Source organism: Streptomyces sp. NPDC007189 (assembly GCF_040703635.1).
Taxonomy (GTDB): Bacteria; Actinomycetota; Actinomycetes; order Streptomycetales; family Streptomycetaceae; genus Streptomyces.
Genome location: NZ_JBEYEY010000013.1, coordinates 141,132 through 165,864 on the forward strand (window position 1 = coordinate 141,132; position 24,733 = coordinate 165,864).

A 24,733-nucleotide genomic window follows, 5' to 3' on the forward strand; every position below is an offset into this window, starting at 1 on the left:
GGTTCACCCGAACCCGGGAGCTCCCCAGCGCGGCGGGGCCGCGCATGGACACAGCCCCGCGCCCTCAGGGAGGCCACCCGCCCGAACCAGATTGCCACCGGAGAGAGCCGCCCCCCTCATGAACTCGCCCGACCTGCATACCCAACTGGCCTCCCTGACCACCGAGGCCTTCCGCCCCGAACTGGCCGACATCGACCGTCTGCCCACCCTCGACATCGCCCGCCTGATGAACGGCGAGGACGCCACCGTCCCCGCCGCCGTCGCGGCCCAGCTCACCCGGATCGCCGCCGCCATCGACGCCGTGACCGAGCGCATGGCGCGCGGCGGGCGGCTGATCTACGTCGGCGCGGGCACCGCGGGCCGGCTCGGTGTGCTGGACGCCTCCGAGTGCCCGCCCACCTTCAACACCGATCCCGCGCAGGTCGTCGGCCTGATCGCGGGCGGGCCCGAGGCCATGGTCACCTCCGTGGAGGGCGCCGAGGACTCCGGGGAGCTGGCCCGCCGGGACCTGGACGCGCTGAAGCTCACCCCGGCCGACACCGTCGTCGGCGTCTCCGCCTCCGGCCGCACCCCCTACGCGGTCGGCGCCGTCGAACACGCCCGTGCGCTGGGCGCGCTGACCATCGGCCTGGCCTGCAACGAGCACAGCGCGCTCGCGGCCGCCGCCGAGCACGGCATCGAGGTGGTGGTCGGCCCCGAGCTGATCACCGGCTCCACGCGGCTGAAGGCGGGCACGGCGCAGAAGCTGGTCCTCAACATGCTGTCCACGATCACGATGATCCGGCTGGGCAAGACGTACGGGAACCTGATGGTCGACGTCCGCGCCTCGAACGACAAACTCCGGGCCCGCTCCCGGCGGATCGTGTCCCTCGCCACGGGCGCGTCCGACGACGAGATCGAGAGGGCCCTCACCGAGTCGGGCGGCGAGGTCAAGAACGCGATCCTCTCCCTCCTCACCGGCGTCGACGCCCCGACAGCCGCGCGCCTCCTGCAGGAGTCCAACGGCCACCTGCGCGCAGCTCTGGGAGAGGCGGGCGGCTGAGCCGGAGGCTCGGGGAGCGTTACGGCGGGGGCTTGGTCAGGCCATGGTGTGGCGACGGTACGGGGCCCCGCCGCCACGCGGCCCGACGGTGCGGCGCTGTCCCGGCCGGCCTTACCGTGTGGCCGTACCGGCGTGACGCGGGGCGGCGACCGGTCGTTCCCCCGGCATGACGAAGATGAAGAAGCTGCTGGCGACCGCCGCCCTCACGGCCGGTTCCGCCGCCGCCCTCGCCGCCCCTGCACACGCCGACGCCCGGGGCCACTGGACCGCCACCGGCACCGCCGCCTGCGCCGGCAATCTGCTCGTCGTGCCCGTGGTCAAGTCCGTGTCCCCGCTGCCCCTGGCCAACCCCGCGGCCGCCTGCCCCGCGGACAGCCTGATCCAGGGCCACAACTGAGCCCTCACGGCACCAGGGCACCCTCGACGCGGCTCGGCAGCACGCTCACACCCTAGGTCGGGTGGCCGGGTGCCGGGCCCCGAGGGGCGACCGGCGGTCACCGCGGGCCGGGGAACGAGCACGCGGCCCCGAGGGCGGCCGGAGGGTGCCGATGGCAAGCAAGGGAACGTGGGCGTCTGCCGGATGCGGGCCGGGGTGGCCCTGGCCCCGCGGCCGGCAAACGAGCGCGGGCATCACCCGCATGCCCGCCGGGGTGGCCCAGACGACCGGCAAAGAGGCGCGGCCGGCTCTCGAAAGCCCGCCAAGGCAGCCCCGCGGGCGGGCAAACGAGCGCGGGCAGCTGCCGCATGCACATCAAGGCGACCCCGCAGCCAGTAAAGAAGCGCGGGCAGCCCCCGGACGCCCGCCCGGGTGGCTTCGCGGCTGGCCTACCCTTGAGGTTCCCGGTGGGGCCGGGCCGGTCGGCGGCTCCACTGGACGTCGAGGAACTCGAGGACTGCGCGGACTGATATGAATCACGCCCAGCTCGCCGCTCTGGGGAGGGCGCTTCGGCTGCTCGGGGAGCATGGGGAGGCCCTGAGCGCCGACACCCCGGATGCCCGGCTGCATGAGATCAAGGCGGATCTGCGGCGGGCGCTCGATCTGCTGGACGAGAGTGTCGCCGGCGGCGCGCCCGCCACCCGGTGCCCCGAGCATCCGCAGGGACCCGTGGACGAGAGCGCGCCCGATCGGTGTCTGCTGTGCGAGACGCGGCGGCGGGCCGCACGGCGCTCGGAGTTCCAGGGCCGGCCCAGCGCCGCAGAGCCCGCCCCCACCGCGCCCTCGCGCTACGGCGTGCGCGGCGACCGGCCGCAGCCGCAGCAGCGCTGGCTGCCGGAGGCGTGGAACGGCCGCGAGTGGCAGCTGTGCGGGACACCGAGGAGGGACCGGCGGGAGGCCGAGGCCTATCTCGCCGCCCAGCGGCGGTCGTCGCGGCCCGCCATGGCGTACCGGCTCGTGCACGAGTTCACCGACTACGAGGTGCTGCGGGTGTGGGGCACGCCCGTGCACGTCGACATCGAGCCCATGGGCAACCTGTAGGGCCCGTCAGGCCGGCAGCGGCAGCGGCAGCGGCAGCGGCGGGAAGTCGTGTCCCTCCCAGATGCGTCTGCTCCGCTCCTCCGGGTACGGCGCCACGGACGGCTCCGCGTCCAGGATCTGCACCAGGCGGGTGTGCGGGTCGTGGGCCGGCCAGCCGGGGGTGCCTGTCCGGGCGAAGGCCGTCCAGGCGCCGCGCATGAACACGGACAGTCGCTCCGCCTCCGGTGTGGGCCTGCCGCCGGGGAAGAGCAGGCCGCCCAGGTCCGCGCCGTACGTGCCGAAGAGCAGCGGGATGTCCAGGGCGTGGCAGGCGCCCATCAGGCCGCCGCTCTCGGGGGCCGGCCAGGTCAGTTCGTAGACGTGGGCCCGGCCGCCGCCGGTGTGCTGGGCCTCGGCGAGGCGCAGGCTCGGTATCGCGAACAGCCAGTCGGTCTGGACGCGCTCGAAGAGCTGCTCGGCGGAGGCGTCGGGGTAGGCCGTGCGGTAGGCCGTCTCGCCCGCCTCGCCGCCCGGCGCGTACAGCCGCAGGGTCGCTGTCGCCAGGTCGTCCGTGATCCTGCCGTAGCGGCCCGACATGATGTGGAACAGGCGGTACTCGTCGCGGTTGTGGCCGACGAGGAGGTCCACCTCGCGCGCCGCGCCCGCCGCCAGCGCCTCCCAGGGGGTGGTGGGGAGGATCTCGCCGTCGACGACCGGGGCGAACGGCACGGTGGTCGGGGCCACCTGGCCCCAGCGGTCGGTGTACTGGGCCATCTTGGCGCCGAGCGCCGCGCCCGCCTCGGTGAGGCGCTGGGGCTCGACCCCCGCCAGATCGGCGGCCGTGGGGCCGCGGCCCGCCTCGGCCGCCAGTGCCGCGGCCAGGTCGCGGGCCAGCTCGGCGGAGAAGAACGTGCCGGGCACGGACTGGGCCACCGCCCGCCGGAACAGGCCCCGCGCTCTGGGCATGGCCAGCAGGGAGGCGATGGAGCCCGCGCCCGCCGACTCGCCGAAGACCGTGACCTGGGACGGGTCGCCGCCGAAGGCCGTGATGTTCTCCTGGACCCACTCCAGGGCCGCCACCTGGTCCAGCAGGCCGCGGTTGGCCGGAGCGCCGTCCCAGTGGGCGAAACCCTCCATCCCCACGCGGTAGTTGAAGGTGACGACCACCAGGTCGCCCTCGCGGACGAGGTGTTGCGGGTCGTAGCCGGGCTGGCCGCCGTGACCCAGTTTGAAGGCGCCGCCGTAGATCCACACCATCACCGGGCGGGCGGCGGACGGGTCGGCATCGGGCGTCCAGACGTTGACCGTGAGCCAGTCGTCCGCCTGCGGGGCGGCGAGCTGGGCCGTACGCCCCAGGAAGCCGGTCTCCTGCGGGGGCGGCGGGCCGAACGCGTACGCCTCGCGGACGCCGTCCCAGGGGCGGGGCGGGCGCGGGGCCTGGAAGCGGGCCGCACCGACCGGCGGGGCGGCGAACGGTATGCCCCGGAACACCGACAGGCCCCGCTCGCGCAGGCCGCGCACCGCGCCGGAGGCGGTGCGCACCACGGGGCCGTCGGTGTCCGGGACGCCGCTTGGCAGGGCGCCGCTCTCCGGGGACGGGGACTCGCTCGTCGTCATGCTCGCTCCTCAATCCTCACTGGTCATCAGAAGAACGCCCGGCGGCGATCACGAGTGCCCGTCGCACAGCACCCGAACGAAGGAGTTTCAGCTGAGCGTCTTCACGGCAGCCGCGTCGTACGGCTTCAGCTCCTCGAAGCGGTCGGCGAGCACCTTGGCCGCCCACTCGGGGTCCTGGAGCAGCGCGCGGCCCACCGCGACCATGTCGAACTCCTCGGCCTCCAGGCGGTCGAGGAGGTTGTCGATGCCCTTGACCGGGGAGCCCTCGCCCTGGAAGGCGTTGATGAAGTCGCCGTCGAGGCCGACCGAGCCGACGGTGATGGTCTGCTTGCCGGTGAGCTTCTTCGTCCAGCCGGCCAGGTTCAGGTCCGAGCCGTCGAACTCCGGCAGCCAGTAGCGGCGGGTGGAGGCGTGGAAGACGTCGACGCCGGCCGCGGCCAGCGGGGTGAGGATCGCCTCCAGCTCCTCCGGGGTCTCGGCGAGCCGGGCGGTGTAGTCCTGCTGCTTCCACTGCGAGTAGCGGAAGATGACCGGGAACTCCGCGGAGACCCGCTCGCGGACCGCCGCGACGATCTCCGCGGCGAACTTGGTGCGGGCCACCGGGTCACCGCCGTAGGCGTCGGTGCGGCGGTTGGTGCCCTCCCACAGGAACTGGTCGACCAGGTAGCCGTGGGCGCCGTGGATCTCCACGCCGTCGAAGCCGATGCGCTCGGCGTCGGCGGCCGCCTGGGCGAACGCGGCGATGACGTCGTCGAGGTCCTTCTGCGTCATGGCCTTGCCGGTGGGCTCGGCGCCCGCGGTGACCAGGCCGGAGGGGCCCATCGCGGGGGCGTCCGGGAAGGGGTTCTGACCCTGCTCGCGGACCATGCCGATGTGCCACAGCTGGGGCACGATGGTGCCGCCCGCCGCGTGCACGTCCTCGGCGACCTTCGCCCATCCCGCGAGCTGCTCCTCACCGTGGAACCGGGGCACGCGCGAGCTGTTGCCGGCCGACTCGTGGCCGACGTAGGTGCCCTCGGTGACAATCAGGCCGACGCCGGCGGCGGCGCGGCGGGCGTAGTACGAGCGCACGTCCTCGCCGGGGATGCCGCCCGGGGAGAACATGCGGGTCATCGGCGCCATCACGATGCGGTTCGGCACGGTGAGGCCGTTCAGCGTGATCGGGCGGGACAGGATCTGGGCCGCGCGGGAAGTGGACGTGGTGACGGTCACGTGGGGGCTCCTGGTGAATGACTCTGCTGACCAGACGGTATGTGTGTGCGCATTGTTGCAGCTACTGAAGTAACTTCCTATGCGCCGGACCACATTCCCGCCCCCAGCGAGCCTTCACGTGACGCCGCTCACGCTGGCCCGGTTCAACTGCCGTACCCGCTCCCGCAGTACGGCGTCCGGCGGCGCCGGCTCGACCGACTCGGGCGGACAGTCCCACTCCCGCCCGCCGCCGATGGGGCGCAGCTGCACCCGGCCGCCCACGCGCCCCATCACCTCACCGAGCCGCCCGGTGCGCGCGTCGACGGCGTACTCGCACGCACGGTTCACAGCGGCCGCCAGCCGGGAGGCCACACCGAGATTGCAGCGTCCCAGATCGACCAGGGCGTACGGATCCTCCCTCGATACGCTCAACGGGTCGACCCGGAGCGACGGCAGGACGACGCCGACCCGGCACAGGGCCGCGCGCAGCCGCTCGACGGCTTCCTCGGCCGTCCGGGCGGGCCTGTCGCCGGCGTTCGTTTCCTTCACTTCCATTGCGCCATTTCCTCCACGCTGAGTGCTCCCGTTCACCACACAGCGTGGCCGTCGGCGGCCTAACCTGGCCAGATACGGCGTCCCAACAACGTTGTTCGTAGGACGAGGAGTTGCCATGCCGGGACCGAAGGACCTCGACCCGTCCTCATCACCACGCGCCCTGCTGGGCGCGGAGTTACGGCACGCCCGTGAGCGGAAGGGCCTGAGCCAGGAACAGTTGGGGCAACGGCTGTTCGTCAGCGGGTCGTTCATCGGGCAACTGGAGGCGGGGACGCGGCGGATGCAGCCGGAGTACGCGCGGATGCTGGACGAGGTGCTGGAGACGGACGGCTTCTTCCAGCGGAACTGCGGGGCGGCGGCGAAGTCGAAGTTCGAGGAGCACTTCGAGGCGGTGGCGGAGGCCGAGGCTCAAGCCATTGCGATCAGGGAGTACACACCGCTCCTGATCCCCGGGCTGCTACAGACGCGCGCGTACGCACAGGCCGTGAACCGCGCGCACGACCCTATGGCGCCGGAGGAGACCATCGAGGAGTGGACGGAAGGCCGGATGGAGCGGGTCCGTCTACTCGAGAACCCAACAAAGCCGTTGTTGTGGGCTGTGCTTGACGAGGCAGCGCTACGCCGGGAGACGGGAGGTCGGGCGGTGATGGCGGAGGCCCTGCGCCACGTCGCCGAACTGGCCTGCCGGAACCGGGTCATTGTGCAGGTGCTGCCCTTCAGCGCGGGTGCGCACGCGGCAATGCAGAGTGATCTGAAGCTGATGGAGTTCGCGGACGCCCCTCCAGTGGTCTACTACGAGGGAGTCCGCACCGGGCGGATGGAGGACGACCCCGCCACCGTCGCCCACCTCAGGTTCAGGTACGACCTTCTTGTGGCCGACGCGCTCTCGCGGGACAAGTCCCTGGCCCTCATCGAGGCGTTGGCGGAGGATTACGCTCATGAGGAACACCCCTGACCGCGACTTGAGCCCGGCCATATGGATCAAGTCGAGCTACAGCGGCGGCGGCAACAACTGCCTGGAAGTCGCCCCCGGCCACCCCGCCCTCGTCCCCGTCCGCGACTCCAAGAACCCCGACGGACCGAAGCTGGCGTTCTCGGCCGAGGCCTGGTCGGCGTTCGTCTCGGGGCTCAAGCGCTGAGCTTCGAGCCCTCTTTACAAGGAACGGGTGGTGGGCTCAACCCGCCCACCCACCCCGCGAGTTGACGCTCAGCGCCCGACTTGCCACACATAGTCACGAGGCTCTAGCGTGCCCGCATAACGAACAGCCCCCGCCAGGCGCTACCAACACCTGCGGGGGCTTGACCGACGAGATCACGAGGCGATCCCGTGGCTGACACCCACTTTAGCCCTGCCCTCCTGCCCGCGCACGCGACCCCGCACCCGATGGCCAATCCGGGTTACGGCAAGCGCTCGGCACCGGACCAACGCCCGCGCACCAACCACGACTTCTCGCACCTCCCGCCCCGCGAAGCAGCCGTCGCCGCCTACCTCGACCGCGTCCCCGAAGGCGCCGACATCTCGGTGAAAACGCTGGCCAAGCAGCTCCCCTACGGCCAGTGCGCCCTGCGGACGATCCTCAACCGCCTTCAGACGGCGGGGCACTTGCGGCGCGGCCGGGAGCGGCTGGAGACGGAGTCCGGCGGCACCCGGTGGATCACCCGATCGTGGTGGTCCCGTACCGCCCGCGACGACGCCTGGTGGGCGGCGTTCACACGGGGCGACGTACCGGAGGAGCCGGCCGAGCCGTCACCAGGCCGCCCCACCCGGTCCCGCGCCCACATGCTGCTCGCCGCCCTGGGCCGTACGGCGCCCGTGCTGTCGCTGTCCGCCGCCGACTGCGCCGTACTCGCGCCGCTGCTCACGGAGTGGTTCGCGCGCGGGGCCAGCGACGAGGCCGTAGTCCGCGCCCTCACCGAGGGTCTGCCGTCCCCGGTGCACCATCCGGCCGCGCTCGTCCGCCGCCGCCTGATCGACAAACTGCCTCCGGAACCGGCTCCCCGCCCGGCGCCCCGGCGGCTGCTGGAGTGCGCGGAGTGCGGGGTGCCGGGGCGGCCGGAAGCGCTGCCGGGGGGCGTGTGTGCGGGCTGCCGGGGCGGGCGCGCGCCGACGCGCTCCAACGCGCCCCTGGCTCCCTCGGCGATCCCGGACCGAGCAGCGGGGATCCGCGCTGCGATGGCTCTCAAGCGACAGGAAAGGACATCTGTATGACAGCTTCCACGGTCCGACATGACCACCTGGGGGCACCGATGGAGGGGAGGAGGCGACGCCATGACCCCTGACACCGAAGAACGCCCGCAGATGTCCGTCGAGGACGTCGAGGAACTCGTCCGCAGGGCTCCCAGGGAGCTGCGGAACCGGCTCGAGTTCCTGGGCGGAAGGCTGTGCATCCGGCACGGGCCGCTCGACGTGGAGGAGTTCGAGGAACTGGCCGCAGCCGCCCCCGAAACCGTGCGGCTCGAGTACGTCAACGGAAAGGTAGTCGTCAAGGCCATGCCGGATGGCAACCACGGCGAGATCTTCATGTGGCTGCTACGTCAGTGCATGCAGCAACGGCCTGACCTGGACCTTGCGCCCGAGCGAGGCGTCAAGGCCGAGGCCTACCGTAAGGGCCGTGCCATCACGGACGGTTTCCTCGCACCGGTGGACCACTTCAAGGGGCACGGCAACTGGTCCGACACCGACGGGGCGCTCATGGCCGTGGAGATCACCTCCCACGACCGCGACACCGACCAGCGCAAGCGCATCGACAAGCCCGTGGGTTACGCGGCGGCCGGGATCCCCGTCTATCTGCTCATCGACCGCGACAGCGCCACGGTCAGCGTGTACAGCGAACCGAAGGACGGGCGTTACCTCCAGTGCTCCACCCGTCCCTGGGGCGCGACCGTCGAACTGCCGCCTCCGGTGGGCATCACTCTCGACACCGAGAAGCTCAAGGACTACGCCGACTGAGCCTGGAACCCGAAAACGCCCGAGGGCGGCACACCCAGCCGGAAGCTGGACGTGCCGCCCTCGGTCCGAAGGACAGGCGATCAACCCTCAGGTCGATCAGAAGTCCATGTCACCGCCCGGCATGCCGCCGCCGGCCGGCGCGGCGGCCTTCTCCGGCTTGTCGGCGATGACAGCCTCGGTGGTGAGGAACAGCGCGGCGATGGAGGCGGCGTTCTGCAGGGCAGAGCGGGTCACCTTCGCCGGGTCGATGATGCCCTCGGCGACCAGGTCGACGTACTCGCCGGTCGCGGCGTTCAGGCCGTGGCCCGGGGTCAGGTTGCGGACCTTCTCCACCACGACGCCGCCCTCGAGGCCGGCGTTGACGGCGATCTGCTTCAGCGGGGCCTCGAGCGCGATGCGGACGGCGTTGGCGCCGGTCGCCTCGTCACCCTCGAGCTCCAGCTTCTCGAAGACCTGGGAGGCCTGCAGCAGGGCCACGCCACCACCGGCGACGATGCCCTCCTCGACGGCGGCCTTCGCGTTGCGGACGGCGTCCTCGATGCGGTGCTTGCGCTCCTTGAGCTCCACCTCGGTGGCGGCGCCGGCCTTGATGACCGCGACACCGCCGGCGAGCTTCGCCAGGCGCTCCTGCAGCTTCTCGCGGTCGTAGTCGGAGTCGCTGTTCTCGATCTCGGCGCGGATCTGGTTGACGCGGCCGCCCACCTGCTCGGAGGAGCCGGCGCCGTCGACGATGGTGGTCTCGTCCTTGGTGATGACGACCTTGCGGGCGCGGCCCAGGAGGTCCAGGGTCGCGTTCTCCAGCTTGAGGCCGACCTCCTCGGAGATGACCTCGCCACCGGTGAGGATGGCGATGTCGCCGAGCATGGCCTTGCGGCGGTCGCCGAAGCCCGGGGCCTTGACGGCGACGGACTTGAAGGTGCCGCGGATCTTGTTGACGACCAGGGTCGACAGGGCCTCGCCCTCGACGTCCTCGGCGATGATCAGCAGCGGCTTGCCCGACTGCATGACCTTCTCCAGCAGCGGGAGCAGGTCCTTGACCGAGGAGATCTTGGAGTTGGCGATGAGGATGTACGGGTCCTCGAGCACCGCCTCCATGCGCTCCATGTCGGTCGCGAAGTAGGCGGAGATGTAGCCCTTGTCGAAGCGCATGCCCTCGGTGAGCTCGAGCTCCAGACCGAAGGTGTTGCTCTCCTCGACGGTGATGACGCCTTCCTTGCCGACCTTGTCCATGGCCTCGGCGATCAGGTCGCCGATCTGGGTGTCGGCGGCGGAGATGGACGCGGTGGAGGCGATCTGCTCCTTGGTCTCGACGTCCTTCGCCTGCTCCAGCAGGGCGGCGGAGACGGCCTCGACGGCCTTCTCGATACCGCGCTTCAGAGCCATCGGGTTGGCGCCGGCGGCGACGTTGCGCAGGCCTTCCTTGACCAGGGCCTGGGCGAGGACGGTCGCCGTGGTCGTACCGTCACCGGCGACGTCGTCCGTCTTCTTGGCGACTTCCTTGACCAGCTCGGCGCCGATCTTCTCGTACGGGTCCTCGAGCTCGATCTCCTTGGCGATGGAGACACCGTCGTTGGTGATCGTGGGGGCGCCCCACTTCTTCTCGAGGACGACGTTGCGGCCCTTGGGGCCGAGCGTCACCTTCACGGCGTCCGCGAGCTGGTTCATGCCGCGCTCGAGGCCGCGCCGCGCCTCCTCGTCGAACGCGATGATCTTGGCCATGTGAAGTGGTCCCTCCAGGACTGGGGGTGATTCCTTCGGACCGCGCCCGCGCCCGCGACGGACGGCTCGCCGGCCTCGTGGTTCCTTGCCCCACCCGGCCTGCGGGCCTCACCGACCCGGTCCTTCACTGTCACTCTCACCTTCAGAGTGCTAACGCCAATGATTAGCACTCGGCCCCCCCGAGTGCAAGCGCCCCGCGGGTGCCGGAGGTCGCGCTCAGCCGCGCGCGAACAGGGGCGCGCCGGGCATGACGAAGGGCCCGCACCCCGGGAGGTGCGGGCCCTTCGACGATGAAACAGAAGAACGTCGCTGTCAGCCGACGCGTGCTTCAGCTGGTCGCCAGCCGGACCATGTCCGCCTGCGGGCCCTTCTGGCCCTGCGAGATCTCGAAGTCGACCCGCTGCCCCTCTTCCAGGGTGCGGTAACCGTCCATCTGGATCGCGCTGTAGTGGACGAAAACATCCGCACCACCGTCGACCGCGATGAAGCCGTACCCCTTCTCCGCGTTGAACCACTTGACGGTGCCCTGAGCCATGCCTAACTCCCCTATTACTGGCCCTTGCACAGATCCACACTTCGCGGACCCGGGTCAGACCTCACCCCCCAACGGTCGGGGGCGTGCGCCGGAACGCGTCGACCGCGGCTGAATGTATCTGTCCAACTGCCGTCTGCAACAGGTCAATCGGACGAGAATTCTGGAAGGCAACGGTCCGGAATGTGGTGAGAATTCGTCCGACTTCAGGGCAAGTCGGGCTCCACAAAGCATTACAAAAGCCGCATAAAGCCCGCATACTTTGGCTACTTCTTGTCGGGCGTGCGGCATGAATGCAAGGCTCCCGACCTGTCGGACCGGGAGCGCGTTCCCCAACTCTACCGCGCTCAATCACATGGAATTGCCCCCTCCGCTTCTCTTGCGGAGGGGGCAATTCCATGAACAACGAGTAACGGCAGTTACCCAAGGTAATGATCAGCCGCCGGCGACCGCCGGAATGATGGAGACACCGGCGCCGTCCGGGGTCGCCGTCTCAAGGCCCTGCTCGAAGCGGACGTCGTCGTCGTTGACGTAGACGTTGACGAACCGGCGCAGCTTGCCCTGGTCGTCCAGGACGCGCGCGGCGATGCCGGTGTGGTTCTTCTCCAGGTCCTCGATGACCTCGGCGAGGGTGGCGCCCTCGGCGGTCACCTCGGCCTGGCCGCCGGTGTAGGTGCGCAGGATGGTGGGGATGCGAACGGTGACGCTCATCTATGACCTCCGGTCAGCTCATCGCCCTCAGGGGCGCGGGGGACTGCGCGACCAGCCCCCACCGGCCCGCAGACGAAATCGATGGGCCGAAGCCCCTACGCAAGCCCCGCCTCCCGGAAAGAGTCCAGGGTGGGACGGATCGTCACGGTGAGCCCCGTGCCGGCCACCGCGTCCAGCGTCTTCAGGCCGTCGCCGGTGTTGAGGACCACCGTGGTCTTCGTCGGGTCCAGGACGCCGTCCTTGAGCAGCTTGCGGGTGACGCCGACGGTCACGCCGCCCGCCGTCTCCGCGAAGATGCCCTCGGTGCGGGCCAGCAGCTTGATGGCGTCGACGACTTCCTCGTCCGTGACGTCCTCCACGGCGCCGCCGGTGCGGCGCGCGATGTCCAGGACGTACGGCCCGTCGGCCGGGTTGCCGATGGCGAGGGACTTGGCGATGGTGTTCGGCTTCTGGGGCCGTACGACGTCGTGCCCGGCCTTGAAGGCGGTGGACACCGGCGAGCAGCCCTCGGCCTGGGCGCCGAAGATCTTGTACGGCTTGTCCTCGACCAGACCGAGCTTGATCAGCTCCTGCAGACCCTTGTCGATCTTGGTGAGCTGGGAGCCGGAGGCGATCGGGACGACGATCTGGTCGGGCAGCCGCCAGCCGAGCTGCTCGCAGATCTCGTACGCCAGCGTCTTGGAGCCCTCCGCGTAGTACGGCCGCAGGTTGACGTTGACGAAGCCCCAGCCCTCGCCGGCCGGGTCGCCGATCAGCTCGGAGCAGAAGCGGTTCACGTCGTCGTAGTTGCCCTCGATGCCGACGAGGTCGCCGCCGTAGATCGCGGCCATGACGACCTTGCCCTGCTCCAGGTCGTGCGGGATGAACACGCAGGAGCGGAAGCCGGCCCGGGCGGCGGCGGCGCCGACGGCGCCGGCGAGGTTGCCGGTGGAGGAGCAGGACAGGGTGGTGAAGCCGAAGGCGCGCGCGGCCTCCAGGGCCTGGGCGACGACCCGGTCCTTGAAGGAGTGGGTCGGGTTGCCGGAGTCGTCCTTGACGAACAGGCCGCCGCTGACGCCCAGTTCACGGGCGAGGTTGTCGGCCTTGACGAGCTTGGTCCAGCCCGGGTTCAGGTTGGGCTTGTCGGCCACGTCGGCCGGGACGGGCAGCAGCGGGGCGTAGCGCCAGATGTTCGCGGGGCCGGACTCGATGCGGCGGCGCAGCTCTTCGGTGTCGTAGGCGGAGAAGTCGTAGGCGATCTCCAGCGGGCCGAAACACTCCTCGCAGGCGAAGACCGGGCCGAGCGGGACGCGGTGACCGCACTCGCGACAGCTCAGGGCCGCGGCGGGACCGAGATCGACGGTGGAACTGCTGGAGCTTGCAACTGTCTGCACAGCCATGTGAGGCGAGGCCCTTTCTCCTCATCTTCCTCACGACGCATCTCGCCGTGAGACGGATTTGGCACCTTCCCTAGCCGGGAGCCTCGCGGAGCGATCAGCAGTGATCTACGAGAACCGACTGGAGGGTTGCCGGGGCTTCATCGGGCCGTGTCCCTCTGCCCCTCTGGATGAGCGGTATGCGGTTGTGGACGCACGCTGACCCCCGACATGCGATGGTCATCGGCGTTGTTCAAGACTGTAACCGAAGGCCAGGACAGTTGAGATAGTCGTCCGAACCGCGAGATGGATCACACGGTGCCGCCCGTGCGATCACGAACAGTGAGGAGCCGCAGACCGTGCTGGAAGAAGTCGAGCACTGGCTGGCCACCCGCTCCTGGTCCGTGGCCGATCGCCCGCTCCACCGCATCCTGTCGGCCAAGCAGCGCACGGGCCAGACGATCAGCGTCGTGCTGCCCGCGCTCAACGAGGAGGAGACGGTCGGCGACATCGTCACGGTCATCCGCCGCGACCTCGTGGAACGGGTCCCGCTCGTCGACGAGATCGTCGTCGTCGACTCCGGCTCCACCGACCGCACCTCCCAGGTCGCCGCCGCCGCGGGCGCCCGGGTCGTTCACCGGGACGAGATCCTGCCGCGCATTCCCGCCGTCCCCGGAAAGGGTGAGGTGCTGTGGCGCTCCCTGCTGGTGACCGGCGGCGACATCATCTGCTTCATCGACGCGGACCTCAGGGACTTCTCCGCCGACTTCGTCTCCGGGATCGTCGGCCCGCTGCTCACGGACCCCGGAGTGGACCTGGTCAAGGGCATGTACGACCGCCCGCTCGCCGGGAGCGCCGGACAGGGCGGCCGGGTCACCGAGCTGATGGCCCGCCCGCTGCTGAACATGCACTGGCCGCAGCTCGCCGGGTTCGTGCAGCCGCTGGGCGGCGAGTACGCGGCCCGGCGCAGCCTGCTGGAGCAGCTGCCGTTCCCCGTCGGGTACGGCGTGGAGCTGGGCATGCTGGTGGACGCCCTGCACCTGGTCGGCCTCGACGCGCTGGCCCAGGTGGACGTGGGCGTGCGCAAGCACCGCCACCAGGACGGCCAGGCCCTCGGCCGGATGGCCGCCGCGATCTACCGCACGGCCCAGCTCAGGCTGGCCCGCGGCCACCTGGTCCGGCCCTCCCTCACCCAGTTCGAGCGGGGCGAGGACGGCTTCGAGCCGCGCACCTACTCGGTGGACACCGAGGAGCGGCCGCCGATGGTGGAGATCGCGGAGTACGCGGAACGCAAGGTGGCGTGAACGTTCGTATACGGCGGCGCGCCGGGCAGGGCCGTACGTTTGAGCGTTTCCGGGCGGGGCTAGGTTGAGGACCATGGCTTCCACGGATGCTGCTGCCAAGAAAGCTCAGGTGCTGGTCGCGTCCAACCGCGGCCCGGTTTCGTACACGGTGGACGAGGGCGGTGCGCTGCGCGCCAAGCGGGGCGGCGGCGGGCTGGTCTCGGGACTGTCGGCCATCGGCTCGGACGCGGACTCGCTGTGGGTGTGCGCGGCGCTGGGCGACGGCGACCGCGAGGCCGTACGGCGGGCCGGTGGCGGGCTGCTGCCGGCCGAGGACAGCGGCGGGCAGCGGGTGCGGATGCTGGACATCGACGCGCGCGTGCACGCGGACGCCTACAACGGCATCGCCAACTCGGTGCTGTGGTTCGTGCACCACATGCTGTACCAGACCCCGCTGGAGCCGGTCTTCGACGCGGAGTTCCGCCGGCAGTGGGCGTCGTACGAGACCTACAACCGCGCGTTCGCCGAGGCGCTGGCCGAGGAGGCGGCCGGGGGCGCGGCCGTCCTCGTCCAGGACTACCACCTGTGCCTGGTGCCGGGGATGCTGCGCGAGCTGCGCCCCGACCTGCGGATCGGGCACTTCTCGCACACGCCGTGGGCGCCGCCCGAGTACTTCCGGCTGCTCCCGGACGACATCCGCGAGCAGCTGATGACGGGCATGCTCGGCGCCGACCGGGTGGCGTTCCTGACACAGCGCTGGGCGGACGCGTTCCGGGACTGCGCGCAGACGGTCCTGCAGTCCGGGATGCCCGCGGACACGCGCATCGGCGTGCACGGTCTGGGCGCGGACGGGGACTTCCTGCGCAAGCGGGCGCACGAGCCGGACGTCGAGGAACGGATCACCGCGCTGCGCGAGGAGATCGGCGAGGGCCGCCGGACCGTCGTCCGCGTCGACCGCACCGAGCTGTCCAAGAACATCGTGCGCGGCCTGCTGGCCTACCGGCAGCTGCTGGAGGAGCACCCCGAGTGGCGGGAGCGGGTGGTGCACGTCGCGTTCGCGTATCCGTCGCGGCAGGACCTCGCCGTGTACCGGGACTACACGGCCGCGGTGCAGCGGGTGGCCGAGGAGATCAACTCCGCGTACGGCACGCCCGCCTGGACCCCGGTGGTGCTGCACGTCAAGGACGACTTCGCGCGCTCGCTGGCCGCGTACCGGCTCGCCGACGTGGCCCTCGTCAACCCCATCCGGGACGGCATGAACCTGGTCGCCAAGGAGGTGCCGGTCGTCTCCGACCAGGGCTGCGCGCTGGTGCTGTCCCGGGAGGCGGGGGCGTACGAGGAGCTGGGCCCGCACGCGTTCGCGGTCAACCCCTACGACGTGCTGGAGACCGCGCGGGCGCTGCACGAGGCGCTGAGCCTGCCGGACGCCGAGCGGGCGGAGCGGTCGAAACGGCTGGCCGACGCGGCCACCGCGCTGCCGCCCGCCCGGTGGTTCCTGGACCAGCTGCGGGCGCTTCAGGAGCTTCAGCCGAGCTGAGCCGCGAGCGACCGCAGCAGCTGTACGACGCCGGCCGGGCCGTCGACCACCACGTCGGCCCGTTCCGCCAGTTCCGCGACCTCCGCGCTGCCGCTGCACACCAGCAGGCCGGGGACGCCGTCGGAGCGGAGCTTGTCGACGGCGGCGAAGGCCGGCAGGTCGCCGAGGTCGTCACCGGCGTAGACCACGCACTCGGCGCCGGTCCTGCGGACGTGGTCGGCGAGCGCCACGCCCTTGTCCATGCCCGGCGGGCGCAGCTCCAGGACCATGCGGCCCGGTTCCACGATCAGACCGTGCCGGGCGGCGAGGTCGGTGAGGGGGCCGCGCAGCGCCTCGAACGCGGCCTGCGGGTCGGCGGCGCGGCGGGTGTGCACCGCGACCGCCCGGCCCTTCTCCTCGATCCAGGTGCCGGGCCAGGCGCCCGCGCGGTCCAGGACGCCCGGGAGTTCGGCGCGGGTCGCCGCGACGCCGGGGTGCGGGGCCGGGGCGGTGACGGTGCCGGTGACCGCGTCCCAGCGTTCGGCGCCGTAGTGGCCGAGGACGGTCAGGTGCTCCAGGCCGGGGACGCCGGCGAAGCCGCCGTAGCGGACGGCGACGCCGGCGGGGCGGCCGGTGATCACCGCGATGGAGGCGACCTTCGGCGCGAGGGCCGCGAGTGCGGGTACGGCTTCCGGGTGGGCGCGGGCCTGTTCGGGGTCGGCGACGATGGGGGCCAGCGTGCCGTCGAAGTCCAGGCCGACGACAGCTGCGCTGGGCTTGGCGAGCAAAGCGGCGAGTCCGGCCTGGCCGGGGTGGGTCTGCGGGGTGGGCAGAGCGTCCATACGGCGACCCTATCCAAGCTCGGGCGCGCTCACTCCTGGGGCTCAGCCCCAGACCCCGCCAGGGGGCTCCGCCCCCTGGACCCCCGCTTGCCCACCCGCCCACCCGTCTCGGTCGGCTGGAAAGGGCACCCCTGTCAGGCCTGCCGCCGTTGCGCGGCTCAGCGCTCTCTGCGTCTGGCCTCTCTCACCCTGCGCAGGCGGTTCACCGTCACCGGATCCGACGCCAGGGCCCGCTCGTCGTCCAGCAGGGCGTTCAGGAGCTGGTAGTAGCGGACCGGGGACAGGCCCAGTTGCTCGCGTATCGCTCGCTCCTTCGCGCCGGGGCCGGGGAAGGCGCGGCGCTCCAGGGCGAGGATGGCGTGTTCGCGGGGGCCGAGTTCCATGGGAGCCACCGTAGCGGCGGGCACTGACAGGGGCCGTCAGTTGTTGGCGCTGCTGTCCGCCGCCGTGGCGGTCGCCTGGAGGCGGCTGAGGACGCCGGCGGGATCGCCGCCGGGGGCGACGGCCTGGCCGATGTTCTGCTTCACGGCCGCGCTGACCGTCGCCCAGGACGTCTTGCCGACGGGGTACAGCTCGGAGGTGGGCAGCTGGTCGAGGAAGGGGTGCAGGGCCTTGTCGGGGGCGGCGTCCGAGTCGCTCATCGCCGTCGAGGCGGAGCCGGTGACCGGGAGCAGGCCGTACTCGCGGGAGAAGGCGAGGACGTTCTTCTCGCTGTAGACGAAGTCGAGGAAGTCGCCGATCTGGTCGCGGTGGCCGTTCTGCCGGAAGGCCATCATCCAGTCGGCGACGCCCATGGAGGCCCGGGCCGGGCCGGTGCGCCCCGGCGTCGGCACCATGCCGAACTTCACGCCCTTCTTCTCGGCCTGCTGGATCAGCGTGGGGTGTCCGTTGAGCATGCCGACCTGGCCGTCGGCGAACGCGGCGAAGGCGTCCGCGCGGTTCAGCTTGCCGGGTGCGACCGGCCCGGTCAGGCCCTTGTCGACCAGGGCGTCCTTGAGCCAGGTGAAGGTCTGGACGTTCGGTGCGGAGTCGATGGTGTAGGTGCCGATGTCGTCGGTGTAGCCGTCGCCGTCGTTGTCGGAGTTCGCGCCGCTGAGCATCCACTGCATGGTCTCGGCCTGGGCCTCCTCGGGGCCGAGGGGCAGCGCGAAGGGGTACTTCACGCCCTTGGCCCTGAGCGCCGTGGCGTCGGCGGCCAACTCGTCCCAGGTGGTGGGCGGGGTGATGCCGGCCTTGGCGAACAGGGTCTTGTTGTAGAAGAGCACGCGCGTGGAGGCCGCGAACGGGATGCCGTACTGCGTGTGGTTCCACTGCCCGGCCTCGGAGAGCGGGGAGAGGAAGTCGGCCTGGGTGCGTATGGAGAGCAGGTCGGAGGCCGGGTAGAGCTTGCCGGCGGCGGCGTAGTCGGCGTAGGCGCCGATCTGGGCCAGGTCGGGGGCGTGGCCGGCGGCGACCATGTCCTTCACCTTGGCGTCGACGTCGTTCCAGGAGTAGACGCTGACGTCGATCTTCACGCCGGGGTGCTTGGACTCGTATGCCTTGGCCAGGGCGTCCCAGTACTTCTTGGAGCTGTTGGCCGGGGAGTCGCCGTAGTCGGCGGCGACGAGTCTGAGGGTGACGTCGGAGGAGCCCGTGCTCCCGCAGCCGCCGAGGACCGCCGTCATGCCCAGTGCGGACACCACCGCGATCGTTCCTGCCGTACGTCGACGCACCCTCAAAACCCCAACCCTGCTGTGTGACCGTTCAACATATGGACACATAAGGTCTACACCACGTGAGTGGACTAGACCTCTCCTGGGTGGGAGGGCCACACTAGGGACCGTGGTGAGACATGTCATCGCCCTCGACGTGGGCGGTACCGGGATGAAGGCCGCCCTCGTCGGCGACGACGGCGGGCTGCTCCACCGCGCCCGCCGCGCCACCGGACGCGAGCGCGGACCGGACGCGGTGGTCGCGGCGATCCTCGACTTCGCCGCCGAGCTGCACGGGTACGGCCTCGCGCACTACGGCCAGTCCGCCGCCGCTGCCGGCATCGCGGTCCCCGGCATCGTGGACGAGGAGCGGGGCATCGCCTCCTACGCGGCCAACCTCGGCTGGCGGGACGTACCGCTGCGCGCCCTGCTCGGCGAACGGCTCGGCATCCCGGTCGCCCTCGGCCACGACGTGCGCACCGGCGGGCTCGCCGAGGGCCGGATCGGCGCGGGCCGGGGCGCCGACCGGTTCCTGTTCGTGCCGCTCGGCACCGGGATCGCCGGCGCCATCGGCATCGACGGGCGGGTGGAGGCGGGCGCGCACGGCTTCGCGGGCGAGATCGGCCATGTCGTCGTACGGCCCGGCGGGCTGCCCTGTCCGTGCGGGCAGCGCGGCTGCCTGGAGCGGTACGCCTCCGCGTCCGCCGTGAGCGAGGCGTGGGCGGCGGTCTGCGGGGACCCGGACGCGGACGCCGCCGACTGCGCCAAGGCCGTCGCGTCCGGCGATCCGAACGCCGTCCGGGTCTGGCAGGAGGCGGTCGACGCGCTCGCCGACGGCCTGGTCACCGCGCTGACCCTGCTGGACCCGCGCACCCTGATCATCGGCGGCGGGCTCGCCGAGGCGGGGGACGTGCTGTTCCAGCCCCTGCGGGACGCCGTCCGGCGGCGGGTCACCTTCCAGAAAGTCCCGGCCATCGTCCCGGCGGCGCTGGGGGACACGGCCGGCTGCCTCGGCGCGGGTCTGCTGGCCCGCGATCTCCTCGACCCCACCGACCCCTCGGAGGTAACCGCCTGATGGCTCCCAGCTTGGTTCTCGCAGGTGCTCGGGTGGTGCTGCCCAGCGGAGTGGTGGACGACGGGCGCGTGTCCGTCGAGGGGACGCGGATCGTGGCCCGGGCCGCCGAGAGCGCCCCGGTGATCGACGTGTCCGGCCACTGGCTGATCCCCGGTTTCGTGGACATCCACAACCACGGCGGCGGCGGAGCCTCCTTCTCCGGCACCGCCGACGACGTCCTCACCGCCGTCCGCACGCACCGCGCGCACGGCACCACCACCCTGGTCGCCTCCACCGTCACCGACGAGATGGACCTGCTGGCGCGGCAGGCCGGGCTGCTGAGCGAACTGGCCGAGCAGGGCGAGATCGCCGGCATCCACTTCGAGGGGCCCTTCATCTCGCCGTGCCGCAAGGGCGCGCACTCCGAGGCGCTGCTGCGCGACCCGGACCCGGCCGAGGTCCGCAAGCTGATCGACGCGGCGCGCGGCAGGGCGACGATGGTCACGCTCGCCACGGAGCTGCCGGGCGGCGTCGACTCGGTACGGCTGCTCGCCGAGCACGGTGTCATCGCGGCGATCGGGCACACGGACGCCACGTACGAGCAGACGGTCGAGGCGATCGACGCGGGCGCCACGGTCGCCACCCACCTGTTCAACGCGATGCCCGCGCTGGGCCACCGCGCCCCCGGGCCGATCGCGGCGCTGCTGGAGGACGAGCGGGTCACGGTCGAGCTGATCGACGACGGCACGCACCTGCACCCGGCCGCGCTTCAGCTGGCCTTCCACCACGCGGGCGCCGACCGGGTCGCGTTCATCACGGACGCCATGGACGCGGCCGGCACCGGCGACGGCCGCTACATGCTCGGCCCGCTCGAGGTCGAGGTCAGCGAGGGCGTGGCCCGGCTGGTTCAGGGCGGCTCGATCGCGGGCTCCACGCTCACCCTGGACCGCGCGTTCAAGCGGGCGGTGACCGTGGACGGGCTGCCGGTGCAGGACGCCGTGAAGGCCCTGTCCGTGAACCCGGCCCGCCTGCTGGGCCTCTTCGACCGCATCGGCTCCCTGGAGCCCGGCAAGGACGCCGACCTGCTCCTGGTGGACGCGGACTTCGACCTCAAGGGCGTGATGCGGCAGGGCGAGTGGGTGGTCACCCCGCCCCAACTGGCCTGATCTGCCCGTCTTTTCCTCAGGCGGCGGCCTGCTCGTGACTGGGCGGGCCGCCGTCTGTTTGGCATGATCGTGGACCCGGAAACCGATGACAGGCGCGGGCGACGTGCCGCAGGGACTTCGAGGGAGGCCGGCCCGGGTGATCCTCACGGTCACGCTGAACACCGCTCTCGACCTCACCTATCGCGTGCGGTCGCTGCGGCCGCACGCCTCGCACCGGGTGTCGGAGGTCGTCGAGCGGGCGGGCGGCAAGGGAGTGAACGTGGCCCGGGTGCTGGCGGCGCTCGGGCACGAGGTGACGGTCACCGGGTTCGCGGGCGGCGGGACCGGGCGGGAGATACGCGACCGGCTGGCCGGCGTCCCCGGCCTGACGGACGCGCTGGTCCCGGTGGCCGGGGCGACCCGGCGCACGATCGCGGTCGTCGACGAACTCTCCGGCGACACGACCCAGTTGAATGAGCCGGGCCCGCAGATAGCACCCGCCGAGTGGGGCGCCTTCCTCGACCGCTACGACGAACTCCTGCCGTCCGCCTCGGCGGTGGCCCTGTGCGGCAGCCTGCCGCCGGGCGTGCCGGTGGGGGCGTACGCGAACCTGGTCCGGGTCGCCCGCGCCCACCGGGTCCCCGTCCTGCTGGACACCAGCGGCGAACCGCTGCGCCGCGGCGTGGCCGCCCGGCCCGACCTGGTCAAACCCAACGCCGACGAACTGGCCGAACTCACCGGCTCCCACGAGCCGCTGCGCGCCACCCAGGACGCGCGCCGGCGCGGCGCCCACGCGGTCGTGGCCTCCCTCGGCCCGCAGGGCCTGCTGGCGGTCACCCCGGAGGGCCGCTGGCGCGCCGCACCACCGGCCGCGGTGCACGGCAACCCGACCGGCGCGGGCGACTCGGCGGTGGCGGGCCTGCTGTCCGGGCTCGTCCAGCAGCTTCCCTGGCCGGACCGCCTGGCCCGCGCGGTCGCCCTGTCGACGGCGACCGTACGAGCGCCCGCAGCGGGCGAGTTCGACCGGGCGGCGTACGAAGAGCTGCTGGAGCGGGTGGCGGTGACCGGGGTGGTCAGCGCGGCCTAGGCCCTAGCCGTGCAGCGTGTGCTCGCCCTGCTGGAGCCGGAGCTGGTCGATCAGGGCGTTGCACTGGTCGCCGGGCTGGCAGGAGATGGAGATCGTGTTGGAGCCCTTGTTGAGGGTGGGGTACACGTAGGTCGTCGTCCAGCCGTGGGCGTAGTCGCCGTCCTTGGCGTGGGTGTAGTTCTTCAGCGGCAGTCCGGTGGCGAACGGCTTGCCGTTGATGCTGACCGTCATCTTCTGGTCCGGGCCCGCCACGCTGAAGTGCGTGAACAGGGTGTACTCGCCCTGCGCGGGGACGTTGTCGACGCTCCAGGTGATCGAGGCGCCGACCTGGTTCAGACCGCCCACGTAGGAGCCGTCGGAGCTCTGCGCGCCCTTGACGTCCGAGGCCTTCGTCGCGCCGCCCGCCAGCTGGACGCCGTCGCCGGCCGCGTCGGTCTTCAGCTCGTCGTTCGCCGGCGAGTCGTTGTTCGACGGGCTCGGGGTGTGGCTCTGGGACTGGGTGGGAGCCGTGCTGGACCCGGCGTCGTTCTTCTTGTCGTCCGGGTTGCCGTTGAGCATGGCGATGCCGATGCCGATGACGACCGCGGCGACCACCGCGACCGCGCCGATCAGCAGGCCCCTGGTGTTCGGGCCGCGGCGGCCCGGTGCGGGGGGCGCGGAGCGGGGGGTGCTCGGCGGGGCGCCGCCGGGGAGGGTCTCGGGGGCCTGGTAGTAGGCGTTCGGCTGGCCGTAGCCGGCCTGCTGCTGCGGCATCGCCGGCTGGCCGTACTGGCGCTCGCCGACCGTGCGCACTCTGCTGACCGAGTTCGGGTAGCCGTAACCGCCGGACGGCGGCTGAGCCCCTCTGGCCTGACCGTCGGCGTACAGATAGCCGAACGGGTCGTCGTCCTCGGGCGTGCTCGGGCCGTTTTCGCCGGGCGTCATCCCTAGGTCTCCTCAGCGGGTGCGGGCGGATGCGGTACAGGTCTGGAAGTGCGAGCCTACCCGCTCCCGCTGCCCCAAACGGGTGACTCAGACCGCATCAGCGCGCTGACCTGCGGATCACCCGGCGCGTCGGTGCTGTTTGGGACGAGATCGTTTCTCTACGTACATCCGCTCGTCGGCGGACTTCAACACTTCGTCCGCCGTCATGCCGCAGTGCGCCCATCCGATGCCGAAGCTGGCGCCCACCCGGACGGCCCGGCCCTCGGCCCGGATGGGCTGGATGATCTCGTTGCGCAGCCGTACGGCGAGGTCCTGGGCGTCGGCCCGGCCGAGCCCGTCGGCGAGGATCACGAACTCGTCGCCGCCGAGGCGGGCGACCGTGTCGCCGTCCCGCACCCCGCGCGAGAGCCTGCGCGCGACCTCGATGAGGACCGCGTCGCCCGCGTTGTGCCCGAACCGGTCGTTGATCGACTTGAAGCCGTCGAGGTCGCAGAAGAGCACCGCGAGACCCTTGGTGCCGTCGTCGCGGCCGTCCTCGGGGGCGACGGTGTGCACATGGTGGTCGTACCCATCGTAGCCGTCCGTGCCCGGCCGGAAGTCGAAGCCGTGGCCCGCCGGCATGTCGAAGGCGGGGTGGCTGTAGGCCGCGTCCAGGGACTCCAGCTCGGCGTGGGCCGGGCGCCGGCACAGCCGGGCGGCGAGGCGCGAGCGCAGCTCGGCGGAGTTCGGCAGGCCGGTCAGGGAGTCGTGGGAGGCGCGGTGGGCGAGCTGCAGCTCGCGGCGCTTGCGCTCCTCTATGTCCTCGACGTGGGTCAGCAGGAAGCGGGGGCCGTCGGCGGCGTCCGCGACGACGGAGTTGCGCAGCGACACCCAGACGTACGTGCCGTCCCGGCGGCCCAGGCGCAGCTCGGCGCGGCCGCCCTCCGCCGAGGTCCGCAGCAGGGTGCCGATGTCCTCGGGGTGGACCAGGTCGGAGAAGGAGTAGCGGCGCATCGCGGAGGCGGGGCGGCCCAGCAGGCGGCACAGGGCGTCGTTGGTGCGCAGGATGCGGCCGTGCTGCTCGCCGCCCATCTCGGCGATCGCCATGCCGGAGGGGGCGTACTCGAAGGCCTGCCTGAAGCTTTCCTCGCTCGCCCGCAGGGCCTGCTGCTCGCGCTCCAGGCGGACGAGGGCGCGCTGCATGTTGGCGCGCAGACGCGCGTTGCTGATCGCGATGGCGGCCTGGAAGGCGTACATCTGCAGGGCCTCGCGGCCCCAGGCGCCGGGCCGCCGGCCGTTGCGCGGCCGGTCGACGGATATGACGCCGAGCAGCTCACCGGAGCCGCCGCCCTGCACGCCCGGCGCGTACATGGGCGCGAAGAGGCGGTCGGAGGGGTGCCACTCGTCCTCGAAGCGCGGCGCGGGCCCGTCGGTGAACCACTGCGGTACGTCGTCGTCGTCCAGCACCCAGCCCTCGGTGTGCGGGATGAAGACCAGGTCCCCCCAGCGCTCCCCCATGCCCAGCCGCCGCTCCCAGGACTCGCGGGAGCCGACCCGGCCGGTGATCAGGGCCTCGGCGGCGGAGTTCCCGGCGAACGCGGCGACGACGAGGTCGCCGTCGGGGCGGACCAGGTTCACGCACGCCATCTCGTACCCGAGGGCCTGCACGGCGCCGTCGGCGACGGTCTGCAGTGTGTCGGCCAGGCTGCGTGCCGTGTTCATGTCGGCCATGACCTGGTGCAGCTGTCGCAGGGACGCAAGACGGACATACGGCTCCGACTCGGTCTCCATGCTCGCCCTCCCCCCGAGACCTCGCAGCGAATCAAGGGTTGTCTTCGGCGCTACTTAAGGGTGCCTCTTACGGTGCTTCTCAGTTCCCCGCCACTGAATCACAGCGCGCTGCCCACTCGGTACACAGGGTCAACAATTCCTGCCCCTTGTGACTCAAGTCACAGGTGAACGTGAACAATTGAGTGGAGTTTCCGCGTTTTACCCGTGCCTTTCCTGAACGCATGCTTTGTGCGTGCCTGCACATCATGCACACACGCCTCGGCCGCTGGACCTAGGACCAGGCTCGGACGGAG

The 24,733-nt window shown here is 71.6% G+C and carries 24 protein-coding genes and 1 riboswitch; of the genes, 12 read left to right on the plus strand and 12 right to left on the minus strand.

Translation table 11 applies throughout. From position 1 onward, the window contains the following. The first annotated feature begins 118 nt into the window (after window positions 1-118). The 3 genes from murQ to AB0950_RS25625 all read left to right on the plus strand — a co-directional run bounded on the left by murQ (window position 119) and on the right by AB0950_RS25625 (window position 2,519). Window positions 119-1,042: an N-acetylmuramic acid 6-phosphate etherase gene (gene murQ, locus AB0950_RS25615; RefSeq protein ID WP_366779494.1), complete on the plus strand. Its 924-nt coding sequence runs from the start codon at window positions 119-121 to the stop codon at window positions 1,040-1,042. Between the two features lie 166 nt (window positions 1,043-1,208). Continuing rightward, the gene (locus tag AB0950_RS25620; RefSeq protein ID WP_360159976.1) at window positions 1,209-1,439 is read left to right on the plus strand and encodes a hypothetical protein; all 231 of its coding nucleotides are present in this window, start codon (window positions 1,209-1,211) and stop codon (window positions 1,437-1,439) included. Window positions 1,440-1,949: 510 nt separating this feature from the next. Further along, window positions 1,950-2,519: a hypothetical protein gene (locus tag AB0950_RS25625; RefSeq protein ID WP_360575323.1), complete on the plus strand. Its 570-nt coding sequence runs from the start codon at window positions 1,950-1,952 to the stop codon at window positions 2,517-2,519. A 6-nt stretch (window positions 2,520-2,525) separates the two neighbouring features. On the opposite strand, the gene AB0950_RS25630 is transcribed toward AB0950_RS25625, so the two are convergent. The 3 genes from AB0950_RS25630 to AB0950_RS25640 form a co-directional block, all read right to left on the minus strand. Next, on the minus strand, window positions 2,526-4,115 hold the full coding sequence (locus tag AB0950_RS25630; protein ID WP_366779495.1) for a carboxylesterase family protein: 1,590 nt from the start codon (window positions 4,113-4,115) through the stop codon (window positions 2,526-2,528). Between the two features lie 87 nt (window positions 4,116-4,202). Continuing rightward, window positions 4,203-5,327: an NADH:flavin oxidoreductase gene (locus AB0950_RS25635; protein ID WP_366779496.1), complete on the minus strand. Its 1,125-nt coding sequence runs from the start codon at window positions 5,325-5,327 to the stop codon at window positions 4,203-4,205. A 114-nt stretch (window positions 5,328-5,441) separates the two neighbouring features. Beyond that, the gene (locus AB0950_RS25640) at window positions 5,442-5,861 is read right to left on the minus strand and encodes a hypothetical protein (protein ID WP_366779497.1); all 420 of its coding nucleotides are present in this window, start codon (window positions 5,859-5,861) and stop codon (window positions 5,442-5,444) included. Between the two features lie 115 nt (window positions 5,862-5,976). On the opposite strand from AB0950_RS25640, the gene AB0950_RS25645 reads away from it, so the two are divergent. From AB0950_RS25645 to AB0950_RS25660, 4 genes are all read left to right on the plus strand, one after another. Continuing rightward, complete coding sequence (locus AB0950_RS25645) at window positions 5,977-6,816, plus strand: helix-turn-helix transcriptional regulator (protein ID WP_366779498.1); 840 nt, start codon at window positions 5,977-5,979, stop codon at window positions 6,814-6,816. Continuing rightward, window positions 6,800-7,000, plus strand: coding sequence for a DUF397 domain-containing protein (locus AB0950_RS25650; RefSeq protein WP_366779499.1), 201 nt, complete (start codon window positions 6,800-6,802; stop codon window positions 6,998-7,000). Before AB0950_RS25645 ends, AB0950_RS25650 begins: the two co-directional genes overlap by 17 nt. A gap of 245 nt (window positions 7,001-7,245) precedes the next feature. Then, window positions 7,246-8,070: a hypothetical protein gene (locus AB0950_RS25655; protein WP_366779539.1), complete on the plus strand. Its 825-nt coding sequence runs from the start codon at window positions 7,246-7,248 to the stop codon at window positions 8,068-8,070. 60 nt (window positions 8,071-8,130) lie between these two features. Further along, window positions 8,131-8,811 (plus strand): Uma2 family endonuclease, encoded by a 681-nt coding sequence (locus AB0950_RS25660; RefSeq protein WP_366779500.1) that lies wholly within the window; start codon window positions 8,131-8,133, stop codon window positions 8,809-8,811. 96 nt (window positions 8,812-8,907) lie between these two features. Here AB0950_RS25660 and groL read toward each other — a convergent pair whose 3' ends face one another. The 4 genes from groL to thrC all read right to left on the minus strand — a co-directional run bounded on the left by groL (window position 8,908) and on the right by thrC (window position 13,152). Beyond that, entirely contained in the window at window positions 8,908-10,530 is a 1,623-nt protein-coding gene (gene groL / locus AB0950_RS25665; RefSeq protein ID WP_360159984.1) for a chaperonin GroEL, read from the minus strand. Between the two features lie 328 nt (window positions 10,531-10,858). Beyond that, window positions 10,859-11,065: a cold-shock protein gene (locus AB0950_RS25670; protein WP_019057200.1), complete on the minus strand. Its 207-nt coding sequence runs from the start codon at window positions 11,063-11,065 to the stop codon at window positions 10,859-10,861. A 432-nt stretch (window positions 11,066-11,497) separates the two neighbouring features. After that, complete coding sequence (locus tag AB0950_RS25675) at window positions 11,498-11,773, minus strand: ubiquitin-like small modifier protein 1 (RefSeq protein ID WP_330339203.1); 276 nt, start codon at window positions 11,771-11,773, stop codon at window positions 11,498-11,500. 95 nt (window positions 11,774-11,868) lie between these two features. Next, window positions 11,869-13,152, minus strand: a complete 1,284-nt coding sequence (thrC, locus tag AB0950_RS25680) for a threonine synthase (RefSeq protein ID WP_360159985.1) — start codon at window positions 13,150-13,152, stop codon at window positions 11,869-11,871. A gap of 18 nt (window positions 13,153-13,170) precedes the next feature. Continuing rightward, a riboswitch (SAM riboswitch) is annotated at window positions 13,171-13,326 on the minus strand. Window positions 13,327-13,487: 161 nt separating this feature from the next. Between thrC and AB0950_RS25685 the strand changes: the two genes are divergently transcribed. Together AB0950_RS25685 and AB0950_RS25690 are read left to right on the plus strand one after the other, a co-directional pair. Beyond that, window positions 13,488-14,432 carry a glucosyl-3-phosphoglycerate synthase gene (locus tag AB0950_RS25685; RefSeq protein WP_360159986.1) on the plus strand — a complete coding sequence of 315 codons (945 nt, stop codon included), beginning with the start codon at window positions 13,488-13,490 and terminating at the stop codon, window positions 14,430-14,432. Window positions 14,433-14,505: 73 nt separating this feature from the next. After that, a complete protein-coding gene (locus tag AB0950_RS25690; RefSeq protein ID WP_366779501.1) occupies window positions 14,506-15,948 on the plus strand; it encodes a trehalose-6-phosphate synthase in 1,443 nt (480 codons plus the stop codon). On the opposite strand, the gene otsB is transcribed toward AB0950_RS25690, so the two are convergent. From otsB to AB0950_RS25705, 3 genes are all read right to left on the minus strand, one after another. Next, complete coding sequence (otsB, locus tag AB0950_RS25695) at window positions 15,936-16,769, minus strand: trehalose-phosphatase (protein ID WP_360159988.1); 834 nt, start codon at window positions 16,767-16,769, stop codon at window positions 15,936-15,938. The genes AB0950_RS25690 and otsB overlap by 13 nt on opposite strands. 158 nt (window positions 16,770-16,927) lie before the next feature. Then, window positions 16,928-17,152, minus strand: a complete 225-nt coding sequence (locus AB0950_RS25700) for a DUF3263 domain-containing protein (RefSeq protein ID WP_360159989.1) — start codon at window positions 17,150-17,152, stop codon at window positions 16,928-16,930. A 36-nt stretch (window positions 17,153-17,188) separates the two neighbouring features. Then, complete coding sequence (locus AB0950_RS25705; protein WP_360159990.1) at window positions 17,189-18,451, minus strand: extracellular solute-binding protein; 1,263 nt, start codon at window positions 18,449-18,451, stop codon at window positions 17,189-17,191. A gap of 142 nt (window positions 18,452-18,593) precedes the next feature. Here AB0950_RS25705 and AB0950_RS25710 point away from each other — a divergent pair, with 142 nt between their 5' ends. The 3 genes from AB0950_RS25710 (at window position 18,594) to AB0950_RS25720 (ending at window position 21,746) form a co-directional block, all read left to right on the plus strand. Further along, window positions 18,594-19,535, plus strand: coding sequence for an ROK family protein (locus AB0950_RS25710; RefSeq protein ID WP_360160101.1), 942 nt, complete (start codon window positions 18,594-18,596; stop codon window positions 19,533-19,535). After that, a complete protein-coding gene (gene nagA / locus AB0950_RS25715; RefSeq protein ID WP_360159991.1) occupies window positions 19,535-20,680 on the plus strand; it encodes an N-acetylglucosamine-6-phosphate deacetylase in 1,146 nt (381 codons plus the stop codon). The genes AB0950_RS25710 and nagA overlap by 1 nt, the downstream gene beginning before the upstream one ends. Before the next feature lie 136 nt (window positions 20,681-20,816). Then, window positions 20,817-21,746: a 1-phosphofructokinase family hexose kinase gene (locus tag AB0950_RS25720; protein ID WP_366779502.1), complete on the plus strand. Its 930-nt coding sequence runs from the start codon at window positions 20,817-20,819 to the stop codon at window positions 21,744-21,746. Between the two features lie 3 nt (window positions 21,747-21,749). Here the strand turns inward: AB0950_RS25720 and AB0950_RS25725 are convergent, their stop codons facing one another. Both AB0950_RS25725 and cdgB read right to left on the minus strand, forming a co-directional pair. After that, complete coding sequence (locus AB0950_RS25725) at window positions 21,750-22,670, minus strand: carbohydrate-binding protein (RefSeq protein WP_360575314.1); 921 nt, start codon at window positions 22,668-22,670, stop codon at window positions 21,750-21,752. 117 nt (window positions 22,671-22,787) lie between these two features. Further along, on the minus strand, window positions 22,788-24,440 hold the full coding sequence (cdgB, locus tag AB0950_RS25730) for a diguanylate cyclase CdgB (protein WP_360159994.1): 1,653 nt from the start codon (window positions 24,438-24,440) through the stop codon (window positions 22,788-22,790). Window positions 24,441-24,733 lie beyond the last annotated feature (293 nt).

Excerpts from the sequence above, each read along its gene's own strand:
- murQ (WP_366779494.1), top strand. The coding sequence starts at position 119 with ATGAACTCGCCCGACCTGCATACCCAACTGGCCTCCCTGACCACCGAG.
- AB0950_RS25620 (WP_360159976.1), top strand. The coding sequence starts at position 1,209 with ATGACGAAGATGAAGAAGCTGCTGGCGACCGCCGCCCTCACGGCCGGT.
- AB0950_RS25625 (WP_360575323.1), top strand. The coding sequence starts at position 1,950 with ATGAATCACGCCCAGCTCGCCGCTCTGGGGAGGGCGCTTCGGCTGCTC.
- AB0950_RS25630 (WP_366779495.1), bottom strand. The coding sequence starts at position 4,115 with ATGACGACGAGCGAGTCCCCGTCCCCGGAGAGCGGCGCCCTGCCAAGC.
- AB0950_RS25640 (WP_366779497.1), bottom strand. The coding sequence starts at position 5,861 with ATGGAAGTGAAGGAAACGAACGCCGGCGACAGGCCCGCCCGGACGGCC.
- AB0950_RS25645 (WP_366779498.1), top strand. The coding sequence starts at position 5,977 with ATGCCGGGACCGAAGGACCTCGACCCGTCCTCATCACCACGCGCCCTG.
- AB0950_RS25650 (WP_366779499.1), top strand. The coding sequence starts at position 6,800 with ATGAGGAACACCCCTGACCGCGACTTGAGCCCGGCCATATGGATCAAG.
- AB0950_RS25655 (WP_366779539.1), top strand. The coding sequence starts at position 7,246 with ATGGCCAATCCGGGTTACGGCAAGCGCTCGGCACCGGACCAACGCCCG.
- AB0950_RS25660 (WP_366779500.1), top strand. The coding sequence starts at position 8,131 with ATGACCCCTGACACCGAAGAACGCCCGCAGATGTCCGTCGAGGACGTC.
- groL (WP_360159984.1), bottom strand. The coding sequence starts at position 10,530 with ATGGCCAAGATCATCGCGTTCGACGAGGAGGCGCGGCGCGGCCTCGAG.
- AB0950_RS25670 (WP_019057200.1), bottom strand. The coding sequence starts at position 11,065 with ATGGCTCAGGGCACCGTCAAGTGGTTCAACGCGGAGAAGGGGTACGGC.
- AB0950_RS25675 (WP_330339203.1), bottom strand. The coding sequence starts at position 11,773 with ATGAGCGTCACCGTTCGCATCCCCACCATCCTGCGCACCTACACCGGC.
- thrC (WP_360159985.1), bottom strand. The coding sequence starts at position 13,152 with ATGGCTGTGCAGACAGTTGCAAGCTCCAGCAGTTCCACCGTCGATCTC.
- AB0950_RS25690 (WP_366779501.1), top strand. The coding sequence starts at position 14,506 with ATGGCTTCCACGGATGCTGCTGCCAAGAAAGCTCAGGTGCTGGTCGCG.
- otsB (WP_360159988.1), bottom strand. The coding sequence starts at position 16,769 with ATGGACGCTCTGCCCACCCCGCAGACCCACCCCGGCCAGGCCGGACTC.
- AB0950_RS25700 (WP_360159989.1), bottom strand. The coding sequence starts at position 17,152 with ATGGAACTCGGCCCCCGCGAACACGCCATCCTCGCCCTGGAGCGCCGC.
- nagA (WP_360159991.1), top strand. The coding sequence starts at position 19,535 with ATGGCTCCCAGCTTGGTTCTCGCAGGTGCTCGGGTGGTGCTGCCCAGC.
- AB0950_RS25725 (WP_360575314.1), bottom strand. The coding sequence starts at position 22,670 with ATGACGCCCGGCGAAAACGGCCCGAGCACGCCCGAGGACGACGACCCG.
- cdgB (WP_360159994.1), bottom strand. The coding sequence starts at position 24,440 with ATGGAGACCGAGTCGGAGCCGTATGTCCGTCTTGCGTCCCTGCGACAG.